Origin of the sequence: Xanthomonas euvesicatoria pv. euvesicatoria, assembly GCF_020880415.1 — a bacterium.
Classification (GTDB): Bacteria; Pseudomonadota; Gammaproteobacteria; order Xanthomonadales; family Xanthomonadaceae; genus Xanthomonas; species Xanthomonas euvesicatoria.
This window is the reverse complement of record NZ_JAJIUJ010000053.1, coordinates 17,895-39,795: the sequence shown is the minus strand read 5'-3', so window position 1 is coordinate 39,795 and position 21,901 is coordinate 17,895. Positions and strand designations below refer to the sequence as shown.

Annotated in this window: 18 protein-coding genes and 9 tRNA genes; 22 read left to right on the top strand and 5 right to left on the bottom strand. The window is 63.1% G+C overall.

The window, feature by feature from the left end:
- Positions 1-2: 2 nt before the first annotated feature.
- From grxC to LN450_RS09715, 3 genes are all read left to right on the top strand, one after another.
- Positions 3-311: a glutaredoxin 3 gene (grxC, locus tag LN450_RS09725; RefSeq protein ID WP_017158114.1), complete on the top strand. Its 309-nt coding sequence runs from the start codon at positions 3-5 to the stop codon at positions 309-311.
- Positions 308-703 carry a carboxymuconolactone decarboxylase family protein gene (locus LN450_RS09720; RefSeq protein ID WP_008575003.1) on the top strand — a complete coding sequence of 132 codons (396 nt, stop codon included), beginning with the start codon at positions 308-310 and terminating at the stop codon, positions 701-703. The genes grxC and LN450_RS09720 overlap by 4 nt, the downstream gene beginning before the upstream one ends.
- A 226-nt stretch (positions 704-929) precedes the next feature.
- Complete coding sequence (locus LN450_RS09715) at positions 930-1,937, top strand: isocitrate dehydrogenase (protein WP_008575004.1); 1,008 nt, start codon at positions 930-932, stop codon at positions 1,935-1,937.
- A gap of 133 nt (positions 1,938-2,070) precedes the next feature.
- Here LN450_RS09715 and LN450_RS09710 read toward each other — a convergent pair whose 3' ends face one another.
- A complete protein-coding gene (locus LN450_RS09710; protein ID WP_008575005.1) occupies positions 2,071-2,832 on the bottom strand; it encodes a Bax inhibitor-1/YccA family protein in 762 nt (253 codons plus the stop codon).
- Positions 2,833-2,982: 150 nt separating this feature from the next.
- Between LN450_RS09710 and LN450_RS09705 the strand changes: the two genes are divergently transcribed.
- From LN450_RS09705 to LN450_RS09690, 4 genes are all read left to right on the top strand, one after another.
- Positions 2,983-3,059: transfer RNA gene (locus tag LN450_RS09705), tRNA-Pro, on the top strand.
- 42 nt (positions 3,060-3,101) lie between these two features.
- Positions 3,102-3,178, top strand: a tRNA-Arg gene (locus LN450_RS09700).
- 32 nt (positions 3,179-3,210) lie between these two features.
- Positions 3,211-3,287: transfer RNA gene (locus LN450_RS09695), tRNA-His, on the top strand.
- Positions 3,288-3,380: 93 nt separating this feature from the next.
- A tRNA-Lys gene (locus LN450_RS09690) sits at positions 3,381-3,456 on the top strand.
- 393 nt (positions 3,457-3,849) lie between these two features.
- Here the strand turns inward: LN450_RS09690 and LN450_RS09685 are convergent.
- A complete protein-coding gene (locus LN450_RS09685) occupies positions 3,850-5,118 on the bottom strand; it encodes a PAS domain-containing sensor histidine kinase (protein WP_011346584.1) in 1,269 nt (422 codons plus the stop codon).
- A gap of 248 nt (positions 5,119-5,366) precedes the next feature.
- On the opposite strand from LN450_RS09685, the gene LN450_RS09680 reads away from it, so the two are divergent.
- The 10 genes from LN450_RS09680 (at position 5,367) to LN450_RS09635 (ending at position 14,788) form a co-directional block, all read left to right on the top strand.
- Positions 5,367-5,451: transfer RNA gene (locus LN450_RS09680), tRNA-Leu, on the top strand.
- 201 nt (positions 5,452-5,652) lie between these two features.
- Positions 5,653-6,945 (top strand): trigger factor, encoded by a 1,293-nt coding sequence (tig, locus tag LN450_RS09675; RefSeq protein ID WP_005913863.1) that lies wholly within the window; start codon positions 5,653-5,655, stop codon positions 6,943-6,945.
- 92 nt (positions 6,946-7,037) lie between these two features.
- Positions 7,038-7,664, top strand: coding sequence for an ATP-dependent Clp endopeptidase proteolytic subunit ClpP (clpP, locus tag LN450_RS09670; protein WP_002806026.1), 627 nt, complete (start codon positions 7,038-7,040; stop codon positions 7,662-7,664).
- Between the two features lie 125 nt (positions 7,665-7,789).
- Complete coding sequence (gene clpX / locus LN450_RS09665; RefSeq protein ID WP_003483788.1) at positions 7,790-9,076, top strand: ATP-dependent Clp protease ATP-binding subunit ClpX; 1,287 nt, start codon at positions 7,790-7,792, stop codon at positions 9,074-9,076.
- A gap of 144 nt (positions 9,077-9,220) precedes the next feature.
- Positions 9,221-11,692 (top strand): endopeptidase La, encoded by a 2,472-nt coding sequence (lon, locus tag LN450_RS09660; RefSeq protein WP_011346585.1) that lies wholly within the window; start codon positions 9,221-9,223, stop codon positions 11,690-11,692.
- 213 nt (positions 11,693-11,905) lie between these two features.
- Positions 11,906-12,178, top strand: a complete 273-nt coding sequence (locus LN450_RS09655; RefSeq protein WP_011346586.1) for an HU family DNA-binding protein — start codon at positions 11,906-11,908, stop codon at positions 12,176-12,178.
- 11 nt (positions 12,179-12,189) lie between these two features.
- Positions 12,190-12,264 (top strand) — tRNA-Val (locus LN450_RS09650).
- Positions 12,265-12,292: 28 nt separating this feature from the next.
- A tRNA-Asp gene (locus LN450_RS09645) sits at positions 12,293-12,369 on the top strand.
- A 94-nt stretch (positions 12,370-12,463) separates the two neighbouring features.
- A tRNA-Asp gene (locus LN450_RS09640) sits at positions 12,464-12,540 on the top strand.
- A gap of 277 nt (positions 12,541-12,817) precedes the next feature.
- Positions 12,818-14,788, top strand: a complete 1,971-nt coding sequence (locus LN450_RS09635; RefSeq protein WP_011346587.1) for a peptidyl-prolyl cis-trans isomerase — start codon at positions 12,818-12,820, stop codon at positions 14,786-14,788.
- Between the two features lie 662 nt (positions 14,789-15,450).
- On the opposite strand, the gene LN450_RS09630 is transcribed toward LN450_RS09635, so the two are convergent.
- A complete protein-coding gene (locus LN450_RS09630; protein WP_011346588.1) occupies positions 15,451-16,629 on the bottom strand; it encodes a lytic transglycosylase domain-containing protein in 1,179 nt (392 codons plus the stop codon).
- Entirely contained in the window at positions 16,626-17,393 is a 768-nt protein-coding gene (gloB, locus tag LN450_RS09625) for a hydroxyacylglutathione hydrolase (protein WP_011346589.1), read from the bottom strand. The genes LN450_RS09630 and gloB overlap by 4 nt, the downstream gene beginning before the upstream one ends.
- Positions 17,394-17,405: 12 nt before the next feature.
- Between gloB and LN450_RS09620 the strand changes: the two genes are divergently transcribed.
- From LN450_RS09620 to dnaQ, 3 genes are read left to right on the top strand one after another with little or no spacing between them, the layout of a single operon-like run.
- Positions 17,406-18,062: a class I SAM-dependent methyltransferase gene (locus LN450_RS09620; RefSeq protein WP_011346590.1), complete on the top strand. Its 657-nt coding sequence runs from the start codon at positions 17,406-17,408 to the stop codon at positions 18,060-18,062.
- 27 nt (positions 18,063-18,089) lie between these two features.
- On the top strand, positions 18,090-18,542 hold the full coding sequence (gene rnhA, locus LN450_RS09615; protein WP_011346591.1) for a ribonuclease HI: 453 nt from the start codon (positions 18,090-18,092) through the stop codon (positions 18,540-18,542).
- Positions 18,543-18,550: 8 nt separating this feature from the next.
- Positions 18,551-19,285: a DNA polymerase III subunit epsilon gene (dnaQ, locus tag LN450_RS09610; RefSeq protein WP_008571573.1), complete on the top strand. Its 735-nt coding sequence runs from the start codon at positions 18,551-18,553 to the stop codon at positions 19,283-19,285.
- Positions 19,286-19,326: 41 nt separating this feature from the next.
- On the opposite strand, the gene LN450_RS09605 is transcribed toward dnaQ, so the two are convergent.
- A complete protein-coding gene (locus tag LN450_RS09605) occupies positions 19,327-20,031 on the bottom strand; it encodes a PP2C family protein-serine/threonine phosphatase (RefSeq protein ID WP_011346592.1) in 705 nt (234 codons plus the stop codon).
- Between the two features lie 197 nt (positions 20,032-20,228).
- Here LN450_RS09605 and LN450_RS09600 point away from each other — a divergent pair.
- Both LN450_RS09600 and LN450_RS09595 read left to right on the top strand, forming a co-directional pair.
- Positions 20,229-20,319: transfer RNA gene (locus tag LN450_RS09600), tRNA-Ser, on the top strand.
- Between the two features lie 88 nt (positions 20,320-20,407).
- Positions 20,408-21,889, top strand: coding sequence for a site-specific integrase (locus LN450_RS09595; RefSeq protein WP_011346593.1), 1,482 nt, complete (start codon positions 20,408-20,410; stop codon positions 21,887-21,889).
- The last annotated feature ends 12 nt before the right edge of the window (positions 21,890-21,901 follow it).

Below are 21,901 nucleotides of genomic sequence, written 5' to 3'. Positions count from 1 at the left end.
CCGTGAGCCAAGACCATACCGATCAGGATGCGGCCTCCGGCCCGCAGATCACCCTGTATTCCTCTGCCATTTGCCCGTATTGCGTGGCGGCCAAGAACTTCCTCAAGAGCAAGGGCAAGACCTGGACCGAGGTGCGGATCGACCTGGACCCGGCCGAACGCGACAGGATGATCGCCCTGGCCAAGCGCACCAGCGTGCCGCAGATCTTCGTCGGCGACGTTCACGTGGGCGGCTACGACGACATGATGGCCATGCATCGTGCCGGCAAGCTCGAGCCGCTGCTGGCCGGCAGCGCGGGCGGCCAGGCATGAGTGGTCCCGACGACGGCAGCGCCGACCGCCTGCGCGAGTTCACGCAATTCCGCCAGCGCATGAACCAGCGCATCCTGGCCGAGCCGAACCAGGTGGTGCGGCGGTTCTTCGCGCTGGACACCCAGACCTACCAGGCCGGCGCGCTGGACGTGAAGACCAAGGAACTGCTCGGCCTGGTCGCCTCGATGGTGCTGCGCTGCGACGACTGCATCAGCTATCACGTGGCCCAGTGCAAGGAAGCCGGCGTGACCCGGGAAGAGTTCTTCGAAACCTTCTCGGTCGGCCTGGTGGTCGGCGGCTCCATTGTCATCCCGCATCTTCGCCGCGCGGTGGATTTCCTGGACCAGCTCGAAGGCGGTGCGCAGGCGCCGGCCCAGCACGCACACGACTGAACGGGTCACTGCGGCGCGCAAGCGTCGGTCGGGGTTCGTCAAAGCGAGTAACGCACGCGCCGCCCACCGAGGCGGCGCGTTGCGTTCGGGCGCCTGCACCCTTAGACCAAGGTCGGTTTGGGCGCCTTCACCGGCATCGGGCATAATTGCCCGTGAAACCTCCTTGCGCCGCTCTGCCGGTTATCGCGGCTGGCGCTCCCCCCTTCAAGTTCGGAAACCCAACGTTATGACGCAGACAATCACGGTCATCCGCGGCGACGGCATCGGCCCGGAGATCATGGATGCCACGCTGTTCGTGCTCGACGCGCTGCAGGCTGGCCTGACCTACGAGTACGCCGACGCCGGCCTGGTCGCCCTGGAAAAGCATGGCGATCTGCTGCCCGAGTCCACTCTGGCGTCGATCAGCAAGAACAAGGTGGCGTTGAAAAGCCCGCTGACCACGCCGGTCGGCGAGGGTTTCAGCTCGATCAACGTCGCCATGCGTCGCAAGTTCGACCTGTACGCCAACGTGCGTCCGGCCAAGTCGTTCCCGAACACCAAGTCGCGTTTCGCCGACGGCGTGGACCTGATCACCGTCCGCGAAAACACCGAAGGCGCGTACCTGAGCGAAGGCCAGACCGTGTCCGAGGATGGCGAGACCGCGTTCTCCGGCACCCGGATCACCCGCAAGGGCTCCGAGCGCATCGTGCGCTACGCCTTCGAGCTGGCCAAGAGCACCGGCCGCAAGAAGGTCACCGCCGTGCACAAGGCCAACATCATCAAGTCGACCTCGGGCCTGTTCCTGAAGGTGGCTCGCGATGTCGCCGCGCAGTATCCGGACATCGAATTCCAGGAAATGATCGTCGACAACACCTGCATGCAGCTGGTGATGCGTCCGGAGCAGTTCGACATCATCGTGACTACCAACCTGTTCGGCGACATCATCTCCGACCTGTGCGCCGGTCTGGTCGGCGGCCTGGGCCTGGCCCCGGGTGCCAACATCGGTCTGGACGCGGCGATCTTCGAAGCCGTGCACGGCTCGGCGCCGGATATCGCAGGGCAGGGCAAGGCCAACCCGTGCGCGCTGCTGCTGGGCGCAGCGCAGATGCTGGACCACATCGGTCAGCCGCAGAACGCCGAGCGCCTGCGCGAAGCCATCGTCGCTACCCTGGAAGCCAAGGATTCGTTGACCCCCGACCTGGGCGGCACCGGTAACACCATGGGCTTTGCCAAGGCCATCGCCAGCCGCCTCTGAGCGCACTGGCAAATTGCACAAAAAGAAAGGGCGCCTAGGCGCCCTTTCTGTTTGCTCGGGATTCCTCCTGAGCCGTCCTCGGTCATCGAGCGCAGGGGAAACGCTGTTGCGATTCCCCAATCCGATTCCCCGCTCAATTGCGCGACTGCAGCTTCGACAGCAGGCGCAGGAACTCGATGTACAGCCACACCAGCGTCACCATCAGGCCGAATGCGCCGTACCACTCCATGTGCTTGGGCGCACCGTGCTCGACGCCGCTCTCGATGAAGTCGAAGTCCAGCACCAGGTTCAGTGCTGCCACCACCACCACGAACAGGCTGAAGCCGATGCCGATCAGGCCCGAGTCGTGGATGAAAGGGATGCGCACACCGAACAAGCCCAGCACGATGGTCGCCAGATACACCAGTGCAATGCCGCCGGTGGCTGCGACCACGCCCAGCTTGAAGTTCTCGGTGGCCTTGATCATGCCGCTGCGATACGCGAACAGCAGCGCGAACAGGGTGCCAAAGGTGAGCAGGACGGCCTGGAACACGATGCCGTTGAAGCGCGCTTCGTACACCGCAGAGATCGAGCCGAGGAAGAAGCCTTCGATCAATGCATACAGCGGCGCCGTGATCGGTGCCCAGGTCGGCTTGAAGCTGGTGGCCAGCGCGAATACCAGGCCGCCAATCGCGCCGGCGATCATGTAGATGCGCGCGACGGGCAGCGGCATGCCATCGGCCCCGATCGATTGCGACCAGGCGAAGGCGGCCGTGATCACCGCCATCAGCAACAACGCGCCGGTCTTGTTGACCGTGCCGTTGAGGGTCATCGCCTGACCGTCGCGGGTGACGATCGAGCCGGAGCCGGAGTCGAGGAATGTGGATTCCCGAAGGGCAGGGTTACCGCTACGCATGCATGTTCTCCATGAAAATAGTGCTCACCCTACTGGCGAACGTTGGTGTGAGGATAGCTGATCGTTCAAGTTACACAGGGTGATTGACAGCGAGGCCAATCATTCCCAAAATAGCCGACATTTCGAGCCTTCGGGATTGAAAGGTCCCGCCGGGGTATAGCGCAGTCTGGTAGCGCGCCTGCTTTGGGAGCAGGATGTCGGGGGTTCGAATCCCTCTACCCCGACCATTCCGAGCTTTCGACGGCGTGGGAATGCGAAGTTCGGTCCGGGCGCCCGTAGCTCAACCGGATAGAGCACCGGCCTTCTAAGCCGGCGGTTACAGGTTCGAGTCCTGTCGGGCGCGCCATCGGCGGTACGGTAGGAAGCAGGTTTTCAGTGGTGGCTGTAGCTCAGCTGGTTAGAGTACTGGATTGTGATTCCAGATGTCGGGGGTTCGAGTCCCCTCAGCCACCCCACTGATGACAAGCGATTGCAGGAATGTTTGACCCGATGTGTCACGGGGTGTTGCAACGAAGCAAAAATGCACATACAATGTGCGACCAGTTTCAGGGCCGTTAGCTCAGTTGGTAGAGCAGTTGACTCTTAATCAATAGGTCCAAGGTTCGAATCCTTGACGGCCCACCAAACAAAAGCACTTAGGCGTCTGCCTAGGTGCTTTTCTTTTTCCCGGACTGAAAACAGAGGCGCGCTCGTTGGCCTGCTGTGAACGCATCGAGGCCGCGATAGGGTTGGCGTCGCCCGCGCAAGATCCGGCTGGATACCGATGGCTTTACAACGCCCTTGGGCAACGCTCGCTATCGAATGCCTTGGCTGGAGCGCGCTTGCCGCAGCCGCGGTCAGCGATCGAACCCCGGTGAGATCGTCGGCGATGCCAGAAGTAGCGCCGTGCGCCACTCCTGCACCACATCGTTGCCTGTGCTGAGCGCGTGCGCGAACTGCTCTGCGCGATCTGCAAGCAGTTGCAGGAAGCAGCCATGTCACTCACCAGCGCGTCCGTGCAACACCTGCAACAGGCCTCTAGCTTCGCTGCACGCGCGGAAATGCCAGCACGAAGCGCGCACCCTGGCCCGGCGCCGAGAAGACGTCTATAAAACCGCCGGCCTGGCGCACGGCGCTGTAGACCTGCGCCAATCCCAGGCCAGCGCCCTTATTGGCGTGCTTGGTGGTGAAGTACGCCTCGAATAACCGCGCCTGCACCACGCTGTCCATGCCGTGCCCGGTATCGGCAACCGCGATGGTCATGTAGTGCCCGGCCGGTTTGGCCAGTCGCGCCTGCTCCTCGGTGACGAAGGTTTCGCCAGTTTCCACACTGATGCAGTCGCCGCTGGTGCAGGCATCGCGCGCATTGATCACCAGGTTCAAGATGGCGCGCTCCACGGTGTGGCGGTCGACCATCGCGCAGCATCCGCCCTCTGCGGTGCGCAGCTGCAACCGCAGGTCTGCGCCGACCACCTGTTCCAGTAACGGGCTGAGCTGTTCTGCCAGTTCGGCCAGGTCCACCGCTTCGGGGCTGTAGGGGTACTGACGCGAGAAGCCGACCAGGCGCTGCGCCATCACCGAGCCATGTTGAAGCGCCGCGTCGGCCACGCTTAGCAACTTGGCGTCGTGCGCGTCGATCTGCGCGCGCTGCACGACCAGGTCGATCGCCGATGTGGCAGCCTGCAGCACGTTGTTCAAGTCGTGGACCACGCCGGCCAGCAGTTGTCCTACCGCTTCGCCTTTCTGCGCCTGCTCGGAGATCTTCTCGGCGGCGTTCTGCGCGGCGCGCGCGATGTCCAGGTCGCCTTCGATGCGCTCGTGCAAGTCGCGCAGGCTGTGCAGCTCGGTCGACAGCGAGGTTTCGCGCGCGCGCGCCAGCACCAGGGCACTGGTGGAAAACGCGCGTTCTGCCGACAGGGTGCTGTCCAGGGTGTGAAAGGCTGCCTCCAGCGCGCGGCGGTCGGAGACATTCCTGCTCACCGCCAGGATGGCCTCGACCTTGCCCAGCTCGTCGAACAATGGGCTGGTAACGACCTGCCAGGTCTGGCGTACGCCGGCCAGGTTCACGCAGCTGGCCTCGAATTCCCGGGTTGCGCCTTTGGCCGCCTCGGCCATGGCCGCATCCACCATGGCCGCCGCCTCGGGTGGCCACAGCTCGCGCCAGGGGCGGGCAACAACCTGATCCGCAGAACTGGCCCCAAGTCCGACCAGTCCGTTGCGGTTGACCGACGTGATTCGCCCATCCAGGTCGATCTCTTTGATGCAATCGCGCGACAGTGCCACGATCTGGCGATATCGGTCTGTCATTGCAATTGCTGCCCCCGGAATGGAATTAACGGAATTTTCACAAATCCGGTTGCTGCAATGTGCCGGTAGCGAACACGGGCTTTGTCTGGATTCAGGCGGGGCTAGCCGCTGCCGCCCCCTGCATTGCGTGAAGCCTCAAGTCATCGCGCCAAGCAGCCCATGCCCATTGCAGTCATCACGCGCCCAGGCCTCGCAGCGCTTTTTCTTTACCGGCATCCCTGCAACAATAGCCGGGCATCTACGGCATTGCGAAAGTGGCGGAATTGGTAGACGCACCAGATTTAGGTTCTGACGCCGCAAGGCGTGGGGGTTCGAGTCCCCCCTTTCGCACCAACGCCGCGCGGCCGTGTGGGTTCCGGCCGCTGCATTTCCTGCAAACCGGTCGCTTCTGTCCGTGAGGCAGCTGCACGCATGCCGCTGGCAGCGGCCGCCGTTATCGGCGAAACTACAAGGCTCGGCGGCATTCTCGCCATCCGTCAACCCGCATCTTCCATCTCGTGCCGACGCTGTGCGCTGTCGGTGGCAGGAGTCAACATGCAAGCATCGATCGAATCCACCGGCAATCTGGAACGCCGCCTGACCTTCACCCTGCCGCAGGAGCGCCTGGAGACGCACGTCGGTGGCCGCCTGCGCGAGCTTGCGCGGACCACGCGCATCAAGGGCTTCCGTCCCGGCAAGGTGCCGACCAAGGTGATCGAGCAGCGCTTCGGTCAGCAGGTGCGTGCCGAGGCGATGGAAGGCCTGCTGCGCGAGACCTTCGATTCGGCCGTGCGCGAGCATTCGCTGCGCCTGGCCGGCAATCCGCGTATCGATCAGGGCGAGACCGATTTCGACTTCGTCGCCACCTTCGAAGTGGTGCCGGATTTCGGCGACATCGACGTGACCAAGCTGTCGGTGGTGCGCGCGACCGCTGAAGTGACCGATGCCGACATCGACCAGATGATCGAAAACCTGCGCCTGCAGCGCCGCACCTGGAATCCGGTTGAGCGCGGTGCGCAGGTCGGCGACCTGGTGGCGCTGGAGACCTGGTCGCAGGCCGGCGACGAGCGTCTGCCCGCCGAAGGCGTGGAGACCGGCAGCAGCGTGCTGGGTTCGGGCGTGATGTTCGACCAGATCGAAAAGGGTCTGGAAGGCCTCACCAAGGGTGAAGAAAAGACCCTGACCGTCGATTTCCCCGCCGAATGGCGCGTGCCGCAGCTGGCCGGCAAGACCGTGCAGGTGCACGTCAAGGCGGTCGAAGTCTCCGAGCCGGTGTTGCCGGCAGTGGACAAGGAGTTCATCAAGAGCTTTGGCGTGAAGAGTGGCGATGCCGAGCAGTTCCGCGCCGATATCCGTACCAACCTGGAGCGCGAGCTCAAGGGTGCGCTGATGAACCGCCTGCGCCGCGAAGTGGGCGAACAGCTGATTGCCGCCTACGCGCATGTCGAAATGCCGCCGCGCCTGGTCGAGAACGAAGCGCGTTCGATGCTGGCCCAGCAGGTCGAGCAGGTCCGCCGCAGCGGTCGCGATCCGGGTCAGGTGCCGGCCGACGCGCACCAAGGATTCATGGATGCCGCCGCCAAGCGCGTGCTGGTCGGCCTGCTCGTGGGCGAGGTGGCGCGCCGCAACGAATTGCGCCTGGAGTCCAAGCGCGTCAGCGAAACGCTGCGTCTGATCGCTTCGACCTACGAAGAGCCGGAACAGGTCATTGAGATGTACCGCAACGACCCCCAACTGATGAACGGGCTGCAGAGCCGCGTGATGGAAGAGCAGGTGATCGACTGGATCGCCGAGCGCGCCCAGCACACCGAGCAGTCGCTGTCGTTCCAGGACGCCATCCGCGTCTGATCCGGCAGTAAGAGAAGAACCGCGCCCGCAGTCTGGGGTGCGGATGTCGAACACGGGCAGCGGCACGGGCCGCTGCCACAACGGGAAGACTGATGAGCATTGTGACCAAAGCCCTGAACCTGGTGCCCATGGTGGTCGAGCAGACCAGCCGTGGCGAGCGTGCGTACGACATCTACTCGCGTCTGCTGAAGGAGCGTCTGATCTTCCTGGTCGGTCCGATCGACGACCATATGGCCAACGTGATCGTGGCCCAGCTGCTGTTCCTGGAAGCGGACAACCCGGAAAAGGACATCAGCATCTACATCAATTCGCCCGGTGGCGTGGTCACCGCCGGCATGGCCATCTACGACACCATGCAGTACATCAAGCCGGACGTCAGCACCATCTGCGTCGGCCAGGCCGCCTCGATGGGCGCGTTGCTGCTGGCGTCGGGTGCGGCGGGCAAGCGTTATGCGCTGCCGAATTCGCGCGTGATGATCCATCAGCCGCTGGGTGGCTTCCAGGGCCAGGCGACCGATATCGACATCCACGCGCGCGAGATCCTGACCCTGCGTTCGCGCTTGAACGAGATCCTGGCCAAGCACACCGGCCAATCGCTGGAGACCATCGCGCGCGACACCGAACGCGACAACTTCAAGAGCGCGGTCGATGCGCAGGCCTACGGCTTGGTGGATCAGGTGCTCGAGCGTCGTCCGGAAGAGTCGATCCAGCCGTCTTGATCGTCAAGTCACTGAAATTGTAGGAAAAACCGGCAGGGTCGGGCGGGGCGAATGTCCTCCCGACCCTGTGCTATTCTCGAAATCGAACCCCCGTGCATCGGGTGGGGTAACTGGGTAACAGAAGCATGAGCGAAGACCGCCAAGGTCGTTCCGGCGACAGCAACAAGATTCTCTACTGCTCGTTCTGCGGTAAGAGTCAGCATGAAGTCCGTAAGCTGATTGCTGGTCCCAGCGTATTCATCTGCGATGAGTGCGTTGAGCTGTGCAACGACATCATCCGCGAGGAACTCGAGGAGAAGGCGCAGTCGGCACGTTCCAGCCTGCCCAAGCCGCGCGAGATTCTCGAGGTGCTGGATCAATACGTGATCGGGCAGCTGCGTGCCAAGCGCACGCTCGCTGTAGCGGTGTACAACCACTACAAGCGTATCGAGAGCCGCAGCAAGAACGATGACGTCGAGCTGGCGAAATCCAACATCCTGCTGGTCGGCCCGACCGGTTCGGGCAAGACGCTGCTGGCCGAAACGCTGGCGCGCCTGCTCAATGTGCCGTTCACGATCGCCGATGCCACCACGCTCACCGAAGCCGGTTATGTCGGCGAGGACGTGGAAAACATCATCCAGAAGCTGTTGCAGAAGTGCGATTACGACGTCGAAAAGGCGCAGCAGGGTATCGTCTACATCGACGAAATCGACAAGATCTCGCGCAAGAGCGAGAACCCGTCGATCACCCGTGATGTGTCCGGCGAAGGCGTGCAGCAGGCGCTGTTGAAGCTGATCGAGGGCACGGTTGCCTCGGTGCCGCCGCAGGGTGGCCGCAAGCATCCGCAGCAGGAATTCCTGCAGGTGGACACCAAGAACATCCTGTTCATCTGCGGCGGCGCGTTCGCTGGGCTGGACAAGGTGATTCAGCAGCGTTCCAACGATGCCGGCGGCATTGGCTTCGGCGCCAAGGTCAAGAGCAGCGAGCGCAAGCAGGAAGTGGGCAAGATCCTGGCCGAAGTCGAGCCGGAAGATCTGATCAAGTTCGGCCTGATTCCCGAGTTCGTCGGCCGTCTGCCGGTGGTCGCCACGCTGGAAGAGCTGGACGAGCCGGCGCTGATCAAGATCCTGACCGAGCCCAAGAACGCCATCACCAAGCAGTTCAAGAAGCTGTTCGACATGGAAGGCGTGGAGCTGGAGTTCCGCCCCGATGCCCTGTCTGCGATCGCCAAGAAGGCGCTCAAGCGCAAGACCGGCGCCCGCGGCCTGCGCACCATCGTCGAATCGGTGCTGCTGGACACGATGTACGAGCTGCCGTCGCAGGAAAATGTCAGCAAGGTCGTGGTGGACGAGTCGGTGATCGAGCATAAATCCGAGCCGTATCTGATCTACCAGGCGCAACCGGCGCCCGCCAAGGCTGCGTCCGGAGACTGAGTCCGTTGGCCGCCTCGCCAGGCCTCGGCCTCGCTGGCGGATAACCGCTTTCCGAACGCTACTTGCAACACCTCGCCGATGGCCCCATAACGGGGCCATCGGCTTTTTACTGCCCCAAAAACCCCCATTCCTGCGGAGTGCCCCATGGCCCAGTCCCAACCAGAAATTCTCGATCTGCCAGTGTTGCCGCTGCGCGACGTGGTGGTGTTTCCGCACATGGTGATCCCGCTGTTCGTCGGCCGCGACAAGTCGATGCGTGCGCTGGAAAAAGCGATGGAGGCGGACAAGCGCATCCTGCTCGTTGCGCAAAAGTCGGCCGAGACCGACGACCCGGCTGCCGGCGATCTGTATACCGTCGGCACCCTGGCGCAGGTGCTGCAACTGCTCAAGCTCCCCGATGGCACCATCAAGGTGCTGGTCGAGGGTCTGTCGCGGGTCACCGTGGACAAGGTGGTCGAGCAGGACGGCGCGTTGCAGGGGCAGGGCACCGAAATCGAAGCCAGCGATGCGCGTGAGCCGCGCGAGGTGGAAGCGATTGCGCGGTCGCTGATGTCGCTGTTCGAACAGTACGTCAAGACCAATCGCAAGCTGCCGCCGGAGCTGCTGCAGACCTTGGCCGGCATCGATGAGCCGGGCCGCCTGGCAGACACCATCGCCGCCCACATCGGTGTGCGTCTGGCCGACAAGCAGCGCCTGCTGGAGATCACCGACATCGGCGAGCGGCTGGAATTGCTGGTCGGCCTGGTCGATGGCGAAATCGACGTGCAGCAGCTGGAAAAGCGCATCCGCGGCCGCGTGAAGTCGCAGATGGAAAAGAGCCAGCGCGAGTACTACCTCAACGAGCAGATGAAGGCGATCCAGAAGGAACTGGGCGACCTGGACGATGCGCCCGGCGAGCTGGAAGAGCTGGCGCGCAAGATCGCCGAGGCGGGCATGCCCAAGCCGGTCGAAACCAAGGCCAAGGCCGAGCTCAACAAGCTCAAGCAGATGTCGCCGATGTCCGCCGAGGCGGCCGTGGTGCGCAACTACCTGGACTGGCTGCTGGGCGTGCCGTGGAAAAAGCGCACCAAAGTGCGCAAGGACCTCAAGGTTGCCGAAGACACGCTGGACGCCGATCACTACGGCCTGGACAAGGTCAAGGAACGCATCCTTGAGTACCTGGCCGTGCAGTCGCGCGTGAAGCAGATGAAGGGGCCGATCCTGTGCCTGGTCGGGCCGCCGGGCGTGGGCAAGACCTCGCTCGGGCAGTCGATCGCCAAGGCGACCAACCGCAAGTTCGTGCGCATGAGCCTGGGCGGCATTCGCGACGAGGCCGAAATTCGGGGCCACCGCCGGACCTATGTCGGTTCGATGCCGGGCCGCCTGGTGCAGAACCTCAACAAGGTCGGCAGCAAGAACCCGCTGTTCCTGCTGGACGAGATCGACAAGATGTCGATGGACTTCCGTGGCGACCCGTCGTCGGCATTGCTGGAGGTGCTCGATCCGGAGCAGAACAACTCGTTCAACGACCACTACCTGGAAGTCGACCTGGACCTGTCGGAGGTGATGTTCGTCGCCACCTCCAACTCGCTCAATATTCCCGGTCCGTTGCTGGACCGCATGGAAGTGATCCGCATCCCCGGCTACACCGAGGACGAGAAGCTCAACATCGCCACGCGCTACCTGGTGCCCAAGCAGATCAAGGCCAACGGCCTGAAGCCGGAAGAGATCGAAATCGCCAGCGATGCGATCCAGGACATCGTGCGCTACTACACGCGTGAGTCGGGTGTGCGTAATCTCGAACGCGAGGTAGCCAAGATCTGCCGCAAGGTGGTCAAGGAGATCGCGCTCGCAGGTCCGCAGCCGGTGGCAAAAAAGGCGGTTGCCAAGAAGGGCAAGCCGAAGGCACTGGTCACCGTCAACGCGAAGAATCTCGACAAGTATCTGGGCGTGCGTCGCTTCGACTTCGGCCGTGCCGAAGAAGAAAACGAGATCGGTCTGGTCACGGGTCTGGCATGGACCGAAGTCGGCGGCGAACTGCTGCAGGTCGAGTCCACCTTGGTGCCGGGCAAGGGCAACCTGATCCTCACCGGCCAGCTCGGCAATGTCATGAAGGAATCGGCATCGGCTGCATTGTCGGTGGTGCGTTCGCGCGCCGAGCGGCTTGGCATCGATGTGGATTTCCTGCAGAAGCAGGACGTGCATGTGCATGTGCCTGACGGCGCCACGCCCAAAGACGGTCCAAGCGCAGGTATCGCGATGGTGACCTCGCTGGTATCGATACTGACCCGGGTGCCGATCCGCGCCGATGTGGCGATGACCGGCGAGATCACCCTGCGCGGACGGGTATCGGCGATCGGTGGCTTGAAGGAGAAGTTGCTGGCGGCCCTGCGCGGCGGCATCCGCACCGTGCTGATCCCCGACGAGAACCGCAAGGATCTGGACGACATCCCGCCGAACGTGACCCGCGATCTGAAGATCGTGCCGGTGAAGTGGATCGACGAGGTGCTCGATCTGGCGTTGGAACGTCCGCTCGCGCCGAAGAAGGCCGGCAAGGAAAAGGCACGCAAGGCGGCCTCGCGCGTGACCGTGCGCGGCAAGTCGCGTAGCACGCCGGGTACCCGCGTCAAGCACTAACGAGGGCTGTCTGAGCCTCGCCAAAACAAGCCAAAACCCGCGTCGTTATTGGGTTTTGGCTTGCGTGCTGTTGGGGGCGCTGGTATAAATGCACGACTCGTGGGCGCGGCAAATGTGATGCGTCATGCGATACCACTTGTGTCGGGTTCTTCGCTTACGGCAAGAGCGCCGATTGTCGATTCCGCGGCATCTGCCGCAAAGGGAGTTTCAAGAATGAATAAAACCGAATTGATCGATGGCGTTGCCGCTGCCGCTGACATCTCCAAGGCTGAAGCTAGCCGTGCTGTTGACGCGGTTGTGAGCGAAATCACCAAGGCACTGAAGAAGGGCGACGCCGTCACCCTCGTTGGCTTCGGTACCTTCCAGGTCCGCGAGCGCGCCGAGCGCACCGGCCGCAATCCGAAGACCGGCGACAGCATCAAGATCGCTGCTTCGAAGAATCCTGCATTCAAGGCTGGTAAAGCCCTGAAGGATGCAGTAAACTAATCGACTCGCTAGGGTGCTTAGCTCAGCGGTAGAGCGTCTCCCTTACACGGAGAGGGTCGGGGGTTCGAAACCCTCAGCACCCACCATTAAGCACCAGGCAAATGTTTCAAGCGCGGAGCGGTAGTTCAGCTGGTTAGAATGCTGGCCTGTCACGCCGGAGGTCGCGGGTTCGAGTCCCGTCCGCTCCGCCAGTTACACGCGAAGCCCCTGAGCAATTGGGGGCTTCGTTTTCTCCACGAAATTCGTCATGCGAATGGAGTGGGGGCAGATGTCCAAGTTTAAAGCGGAGCGGTAGTTCAGCTGGTTAGAATGCTGGCCTGTCACGCCGGAGGTCGCGGGTTCGAGTCCCGTCCGCTCCGCCAGTTATACGAAGCCCTCGGCCCTGTGCCGGGGGCTTTTTTTTTGGATGTCGGTTGATGGATGTGGGTCCATGCAGGCATGGCGGTGCGGCTTATTGCAGCGCATCCGGCAGCGGCGCGTTCTGCTGCGTCTAAAGGTGCTCGGGTATTTGGCCCGAGCTGGCGCCGTCCACCCTGGACAGATGAACGCGCCACGACGCCATCGTCACGGGCATTGGGCTGGGTGCCTGGCGTCAAGCGCGTTACACTGCGCGGCTCGCCCACAGGCCGTGATTTGCCAATGCTGCAGAAACTTCGCGACAAGACGTCAGGCTGGATCGCTACCGCCATCCTGGGGTTGCTGATGATTCCGTTCCTGTTCGTCATCGACAACAGCTACCTCGGCGGCATTGGCGCCAACAACGTAGCCAAGGTGCAGGCGCCGCCGACCTGGTGGAAATCGGCACCGTCGTGGTGGCCGGTCTCTTTGCTGTGGCAGCACCATGAAATCAGCACGCAGGATTTCCGCGCGCGCTTTGAGCAGGCGCGCATGCAGGAGCGTCAGCGTCAGGGCGAGAAATTCGATCCGCGCACCTTCGAGTCCCGCGAAAACAAGCTGCAGGTGCTCGACCAACTGGTCGACGAACAGGTGGTGCGACTGGGGGCGGAAGACGCTGGAATCGTCATCGGTGATGCGACCGTGCGCGATTACATCGCCAACATTCCCGCATTCCAGGTCGATGGCAAGTTCAGTCCCGACCAGTACCGCGCCGCACTCGCGCAGGGCACGCCGCCGCGCACGCCAGCGCAGTTCGATGCGCTGGTGCGCGATAGCCTGCAGCAGTCGGTCATCCCGCAGGCGGTGGCGGAGTCCGGCTTTGCCACCAAGTCCGAGTTCGAGCGCCTGCTCAAGCTGATGGGCGAAACGCGCGATGTGGAGCTGGCGATGCTGCCGCCACCGGCCGCAGATACCGCGCCGGTGAGCGATGCGCAGATCAAGCAGTGGTACGACGGGCACGCGCAGGATTTCCGTCAGCCGGAAACCGTGACGATCGAATACGTGGAGCTCAACGCCGCCACGATGCCGCCAGCCACTGCGGCCGACGAGGCCACGCTGCGCAAGCGCTATGAAGACGAGAAGGCACGTTTCGTCGAGCCGGAGCAGCGTCTTGCGTCGCACATCCTGATCAGCGCCGGCGCCGATGCAGCCGCGCAAAAGGCTGCCGAGGCAAAGGCCGCCAAGCTCGCTGCCGAGGCCAAGCAGCCGGGTGCCGACTTTGCTGCGCTGGCCAAAGCCAATTCGCAGGACCCCGGCTCCAAGGATGCCGGCGGCGACCTGGGCTGGGTCGAGAAGGGCGCGATGGTCAAGCCGTTCGAGGACGCGCTGTTCTCGATGAAGGCTGGCGAGGTGGTCGGCCCGATCAAGAGCGAATTCGGCTACCACGTGATCCAGCTGCGTGAGGTCAAGGGCGGCCAGGGCAAGTCGTTCGAGCAGGTGCGCGACCAACTGGCTGCCGAGCAGCTCAAGGCTGACGCAGACAAGGCCTTTGCCGATGTCAGTGGCAAGTTGGTGGACCAGGTTTACAAGAACCCCACCGCACTGGAGCCGGCGGCCAAGCAGGTCGGCTTGCCGGTGCAGACCTTGGGACCGTTCTCGCGCAGTGATGCCAGCGGTGTTGCTGCCAACCCGGCTGTGCTGCGCGCGGCGTTCTCAGAAACGCTGGTGCAGGACGGTACGGTGAGCGATCCCATCACCATCGCGCCGAACCATAGCGTGGTGTTGCGTGTCACCAACCACACCGCCGAACAGGCCTTGCCGTTGGACAAGGTGCGCGACAAGGTGACCGCGGCAATCCGTGCGGACCGTGCCGAGAAGGCCGCCGCGGCTGCTGCCGATGCCTTGCTGGCACGCTTGCAGAAGGGTGAGACGCTGCAGGCGCTGGCCGACAGCGAGAAGCTGCAGGTGCAGCCGATCCCGGGGCTACCGCGGACGGCGCCGATCCCGACCCCGGCTGCGAACCGTGCGATCTTCAGCGCGCCGCGACCGACCGAAGGCAAGCCGTCGGTTGGCAAGGTGGAGCTGGATGGCGGGCGCTTTGCTGTCTTTGTCATCAGCAAGGCGACGCCGGGCGATCTGAAGCAGATGCCGGCCGAGCAGCAGACGATGCTGCGCGAGCAGTTGAGCCAGATCGACGGGAACAACGCGGCGCAGGCTTACGTCAAGGAAATGCGCAAGCGCTACAAGATCCAGATCGAAGAAGCCCAGCTGTAAGGCTGGATAATCGATTGGTGAGAAAAGCCCGGGCAACCGGGCTTTTTCTTTGGGCGTTTGGCGTGGAGAACACCGGCCGGCTGGCGCGCAGTCGCCGTCGATCTTCCGCGGCGCATATCGATTTGCCGGCGGTGTCTGCGCGCTGCATGGCTGCCGGGAGCTGCGATTCCTGGGCGCCAATCGCCGGTTGTCGGCTAGTCGCCTGACGATCTGGCAGTCGTCGCTGACGCTCGATTGGGCGACGGCGCGCGCCGGGAGCGCTCCTGACAGACATGCCAGGTGTCCCGCTGATGATCTCCGGTGGCCGGGTCAGCTGAATGGCTCGGCGTATTGACTCGCCGGGGAGCACGGCTAACGTCGTGGCGCGCATTGCAGGGAGGCCTGCAAGCTTCGAGTTTTGCCGGAGTTCGGCTCGCACGTACAGCGCCAAGTCGGTTCCCCGGCGCGACGCGCAGCAGGCGCTAACTGTGCCTTTGCACCCCGGCAACGCTCAAGATCCATCTTTCGCGACCGAAGCGGCCTGACGAGAAGGCTGGGTTGGTGAGCGAAATTCAGGATCGGCGCGATCATGCCGCCTACCGCCTACCGCCTACCGCCTACCGCCTACCGCCTGCCTGTGCCCACGACAACGTCCAAGGTGCGTCGCACCTTGGCGCGTCACTTTAGGGCGAGTCGTCGAACGACAGCACCATGCCAGGCTTCAGAATGGCGCTTTTGTCCAGGCCGTTGGTGGCGAGCAGCGTCGTCACGGTGATGCCATAGCGGCGCGCGATCGCCCAGGCCGATTCGCCATTGCGCACGGTGTGGGTACGTGCTGGCGAGGTCGACGCTTTGCTGGCTGCAGAGGCAACGGCGGTCGGTGCGGGGGTGCTGCTGGCGGCGCCAGTTCCCACCTCGGCAGAGGCGACCATGGCGCTATTTGCACCGGGCTGCGGCGGCGCAAGCGGCGCAAGCACGTGCACGCCGCGCGGCGCAGCGCGTGCGCCAGCGAGGGCGGGATTCAGGCGCGCGAGCAGTTGCGGCTCGATCGCGCGCTGTCCGGCCCAGGCGTTGAGGCTGGTGCCTGCCGGCAACGCATGTTCGGTGAGGACGGGCACCTGGCGATCCAGCGACGTCAGCAGGTTGCCCTGCTGTTGCGCGTGATCCAGCACGCAGGCAAGTGCGTGCAGTTTCTCCACATAGTCGTAGGTGACCTTGGACATGCCCGGCAATTCGGAGGGGCGTGCGTTTTGCGCGTTCATCCCGGCGCTGCGCATTGCCTGCAGCACGCGGTACTCGCCGGCGTTGTAGGCCATCAGGGCCAGGCGCCAGTCTCCGCCGAACATGCCGTAAAGGGTTTTGAGATAGCGCACCGCCGCAGTGGTGGAGTCCACTGCCGACAGGCGTCCGTCATATTGCGCACCGACCGGCACCTGGTGGTTGCGCGCGGTGGTCGCGATGAACTGCCACAGGCCGGCAGGGCCGCTGCCGTTGCGGGCCCCGGGGCGATAGCCGCTTTCAACGAACGGGATCAGCGCAAATTCGGTCGGCATGTCGGCCTTGCGCAACTCGTCGACGACATAACCGAATAACGGCAGGACATCCTGCGCATCGTCTGCCAGACGTGCCGGGGCGCGCGAAAAATGCTGTTCCCAGCGGGCATCGCTATGGGCGCTGTCGCAGCCCGGGTCGGCACGACCGTCGAGGAAGGCCGAAAAAATCTCGCGCCCGTTGCGGAGGCTTGGCGCGCTGGCTTGCGCGACCTGGCTACTGGCGGGGGCGGAGCTTGCGTCGTTGGGCGATGCGGATGCCGGTGCGATGGCCGAACAGGCGGCCAGCACTGTCAAAACCAGGCGCCTCATGAGCGAAATTCGTCTTTCCAGCGCCGAAGTTCGGCGAAAACATCGACTTCAGAGGAAAGCTCGCCGGCTGCGCGCGGTGCCACTGCAGCGCGGATCTCGGGGCGGCCGGTGCGTAAGAACGGATTGGTGGCCAGTTCACTCTTGAGCGAAATCGGCAGGGTAGGACGGGCTGCATGACGCATGGCCTGGGCTTCCTGTTGACGGCGCTGCAAGGCAGCGTTGGTGGGATCGACGTGCAGCGCGAAGGCCGCATTGGCCAAGGTGTATTCGTGGCCGCAACACACAAGCGTTTCGCCAGGCAGGGAGGCCAGGCGCTGCAACGAGTCGAACATCTGGGGAGCGGTACCTTCGAACATCCGCCCACAGCCTAGGCTGAACAGGGTATCACCGCTGAACAGGTAGCCGTCAGCGACGAAAGCGATGTGGCTGCGGGTGTGGCCGGGCACCTGGAGCACCTGGAACTCGACATCGAGCAGGCGCAAGCGCTCGCCGTGGCCTACCTGATGCGCGTCCGCCGGGATGCGTTCGTCGGCCGGGCCGAACAACTCCAGGTCCGGCCAGCGCTGCTGGAGCTCGGCAACGCCGCCGATATGGTCGCCGTGATGGTGGGTGAGCAGGACGGCGCTCGGCACCAGGCCCTGGTGCTGCGCGGCAGCCAGGACCGGCTCGGCCTGACCGGGGTCGACAATGATGGCGCGGCCATCTGCAGCGATCAGCGCCCAGATGTAGTTGTCGTCGAATGCGGGCAGGGCGATCAGTCGCATAGAATTGGGACCATGCCTGCCCCGCCATTCTCACGTCAAGCTGGCGTCTCATCCTGGTTTGAAACCGGCGCGGGGCGCGGCCTGCTTCAACTGGAGCGTCGTCTGGCGTTGGAAGCGCTACAGACACGGCCGTCGCAGCCGTGGTTGTGGCTGACGCCGACCGCCGACATGCCTGCGCGCGAGTTGCTGCAAGGGCGCGGTTTGCGCCTGCATCGCAGTGCCGGCCGCTTTGCCGGCGACGCACGCTGCGCGCTACCGTTTCCGCTGCCGACCGAGAGCCTGCAGGCGATCGTGACGCAACATGCGGTGGTTGGCGGGGCAGCGGACTTTCTGGCCGAATGCGAGCGTCTGCTGATGCCCGGCGGCCGTCTGTGGCTGTTCACGCTCAATCCGATGAGCCCCTACCGCTTCCGCTGGGCGCGGCGCGGGCCGGTCGCGTTGCGCCCGGATCGCTGGCGCCTCCTGGCCCAGCGTGCCGGTCTGCACAGCGTGCAGGCCGAGCGCTACCTGGGGCCGATCTGGCGCCCCAGCGGCGAGTCCACCGACCCCGGCCGGGCACCCTGGCGCGCGGTGTATCTGCTGGAAGTGGAAAAGCGTGCTGCCGCGGCGATCGGGCCGACGCCGATCGCCCTGCCTGCCCGCTGGCCACAGCCGGTGGCCACGATCTGACCTGTTTACGTTCAACTCTGGAACCTGATGAAATTCATTGAAGTGCATACCGATGGCTCCTGCCTCGGCAACCCCGGCCCGGGCGGCTGGGCGGCCTTGCTGCGTTACAACGGCCGCGAAAAGGAGCTGGCCGGCGGCGAGGCGGTATCGACGAACAACCGCATGGAATTGATGGCGGCGATCATGGCGCTGGAAACGCTGACCGAGCCGTGCCAGATCGTGTTGCATACCGATTCGCAGTACGTACGCCAGGGCATCACCGAATGGATGCCGGGGTGGGTGCGACGCAACTGGAAGACCGCCGGTGGCGATCCGGTCAAAAATCGCGAGTTGTGGGAGCGGTTGCACGCGGCCACGCAGCGCCATCGCATCGATTGGCGTTGGGTGAAAGGCCACAATGGCGACCCGGACAACGAGCGCGTCGACGTGCTCGCCCGCAATCAGGCCATCGCCCAGCGCGATGGTCTTGCGACATCGTAAGAGGACACATGCGTCAGATCATTCTCGATACCGAAACCACCGGCCTGGAATGGCGCAAGGGCAACCGCGTCGTCGAAATCGGCGCGGTGGAGCTGCTGGAGCGGCGCCCAAGCGGCAACAATTTCCATCGTTACCTGAAGCCGGACTGCGACTTCGAGCCGGGCGCGCAGGAGGTGACCGGGCTGACCCTGGAATTTCTGGCCGATAAACCGCTGTTCGGCGAGGTGGTGGATGAGTTTCTCGCCTATATCGACGGCGCGGAACTGATCATCCACAACGCTGCGTTCGACCTGGGGTTTCTGGACAACGAACTGGCGCTGCTGGGCGATCACTACGGGCGCATCGTCGAGCGCGCCACGGTGGTCGATACCTTGATGATGGCGCGCGAGCGCTATCCGGGGCAGCGCAATTCCCTGGATGCCTTGTGCAAGCGTCTGGGCGTGGACAACTCGCATCGCCAACTGCACGGCGCGTTGCTCGATGCCCAGATCCTGGCCGATGTGTATATCGCGCTGACCTCCGGCCAGGAGGAAATCGGGTTTGCCAGTGCCGACGCCGGTCAGCAGACCGATGCGGCGAGCGGCGTGATTGCGTTCGACCCGGCGCTGCTGTTGCCGCGTCCGCGCATTGCGGTGACCGCTTCCGAATTGCAGGCCCACGAGGCACGCTTGGCGCAGCTGCGCAAGAAGGCAGGGCGTGCGTTGTGGGATCCGCCGGTCGAGGAGATTGCGGTCGCCGGGTGAGGCGTCTTGCCTGAGGTATTTTGCTCGCGCGCGGCGCTACATCAGTAACTGCGCACCAGGATCGCGGTGATGTTGTCCGAACCGCCGCCATCCAGTGCGGCGGCGACCAGGCATTCCACGCATTCCTGCGCGCTGCAATCGGCCTGCGACAACGTGGCCGCGATGGCGGCATCGTCCACCTCTTCGGTCAGGCCGTCGCTGCACAGCAACAGCTGCATGCCGGATTTGAGTTCGCCTTGCATGATGGCGACATTCAGATGTGCCGGGTCGGTCACGCCGAGTGCCTGGGTCACCACGTTGCGATGCGGGTGCGCGCGTGCCTGCTCGCTGGTCAGCGTGCCCTGGGCGATGAGCTCCTGCACATAGCTGTGGTCCTGGCTCAGCTGCGCCAGCCGGCCATCGCGCCACAGGTAGGCGCGGCTGTCGCCAACCCAGGCCACTTCGAAACGCTGGCCGAGTACGCGCGCGGCGACCACGGTGGTGCCCATCGGCAAGGTGTCGTTGCAGCGGCGCGAGGTCTTGATGATCTCTTCGTCGGCGATGCGTACCGCCTGCGCCAGCGGGGTACCGGCGCGGATCTCCCGCACGATGGTCTCGCGGGCCAGTGCGCTGGCCACTTCCCCGCAGGCATGCCCCCCCATGCCGTCGGCGACCAGCCACAATCCCAGCTCACTGTCGCCGTAGTAGGTGTCCTCGTTGAGGTCACGGCGCAGGCCGACATGGGTGAGGTGTCCGAATTCGAGCATGGGGCCGGGTCGCCAAGGAGAAGATGCGCCACCATCATCGCGGCCCGGCCGGTTAGCGGCAACACGCCACGCACGGGTGCCGCAGCACCGGTTCACGCCTGGACGCGCGCCTGGCCCTGCCTGCGCCGGCCCGGGCCGCTTGTGGCGCGGGCCATGTGCCCGTATGATGCACGGCCCCAGGACACTGGGGACCATCTGGAGAGGTGGCAGAGCGGTTGAATGTACCTGACTCGAAATCAGGCAGGCGTTTATAGCGCCTCGGGGGTTCGAATCCCCCCCTCTCCGCCACTTTCAGATAAGTTGTTGTAGAACAGCAACTTACACGCAACAAGGAACGAGCGCCGAGGACACTCAACGGGACAACGTTGGGACACTTGTGCGCTTACCGACCTACCTTGTTCGCCGTTCTGGCGGCTTTTCCTTTCGTATTATTGTTCCCTTGCGCCTGCGCAATACTCTGCGCCGTAAGGTCATCAAGCATGCTTTGCACACAACCGATCCACGTCTTGCACAAGTCAAGGCGCTGTATCTGGCTGTACGCTATCAACAAGCGTTCATGCAGATTGATGGGGGTGGTGTGACCAAATCATTAGAAGACCTTCTCAAAAGCGCGCAGACAGCGTTTGGAGAGGATCAGACACGTGATTACACCTTGGAGGTCAGTTCCAACGGTGGGCTGCGTGTTGAAACGGACGGAACGCAAGCGGACGCCGACAATTTGGCTGCGGCACTCCCAATGCTGTTGCAGCTAAATGAACAGGCACGGACACAATCGGCTCCATCGACGCTTGCGCCTGCTACGTTGCCTCCTGTCTCGGCTGTACTTGGCGCACCCCCGGGAGTGAAGGCGATTACCATCGCCATCGCTAGAGAAAAATATATTGAAGTCGCACGCAAGCGGCTAGGTAAAGCAAAGACGTTCGGTCGTGTGGTCAAGACCATCGATGAGTTTACGGCTTACATCAGACCCCGCTCGTTTGTGTACGCAATTCAACGCCATCAAATTGCGACATTCCTCGAACAGGAACTAACAAAGGGATTGCAACGCAGTACGGTCAATAGCACGCAAATTTGGCTCGCGGGATTTTTCAAATGGGCGATGGCATCAGGGTACTTCGAAGATGGAAGAAACCCTGCTCACGGTCACATTACGATCACTAAAAAGGAAAAGCGAAAAGCGGCAGCGCTTGGATCGGAGCCATTCAATATTGAGCAGTTGAAGAATATTTTCGATTTCAACCATTTCCACGACTTGGGCAATGAGCGCGACCGCTGGGTAGCCTTAATTTGTGTGTACACAGGTGCTCGCAGCAACGAAATTGCGAAAATGGAAGTGGCTGATATCGTGCAGGAAGAAGGAGTGTGGGTGTTCGACTTCAATCTGTTGGGAGAGTACAAAAGCACGAAAAGCGAAGCCAGCGAACGCAAAGTTCCAATCCACCCGGATTTGATTGAACTAGGGATTCTAGAGCGTGTGGAGCGACTAAAAATTGCAAAGGAACAGTATTTTTTTCCAGATCTGACGCAGGCCGCGAACAACGGGCCAGCCGGTGCCCCACAACGTGCTTTTATTCGCTATATTGCGCGGCGAGGCATCAAGCCGAGGATGGGGCAAATGGGACTGCATTCATTTCGCGACACTGTGATCACGCAGATGACACGACATGGCGTTTCTCAGGGCTGGCGCGAACGGTACGTAGGACACGAACAAAGCGAAAAGCCCAGTACCTTGGATACGGCGCACAGTTTAAATTATAGTCAAAACGCCTATGAACAGTTGTCGAAACAGTGTCACCCGGCATTGTGCTGGGAGCAGCAAGGTGTATTAAATATTAAAAAATTAAAAAGGCACTTGTGAAGTTGGCGAGCC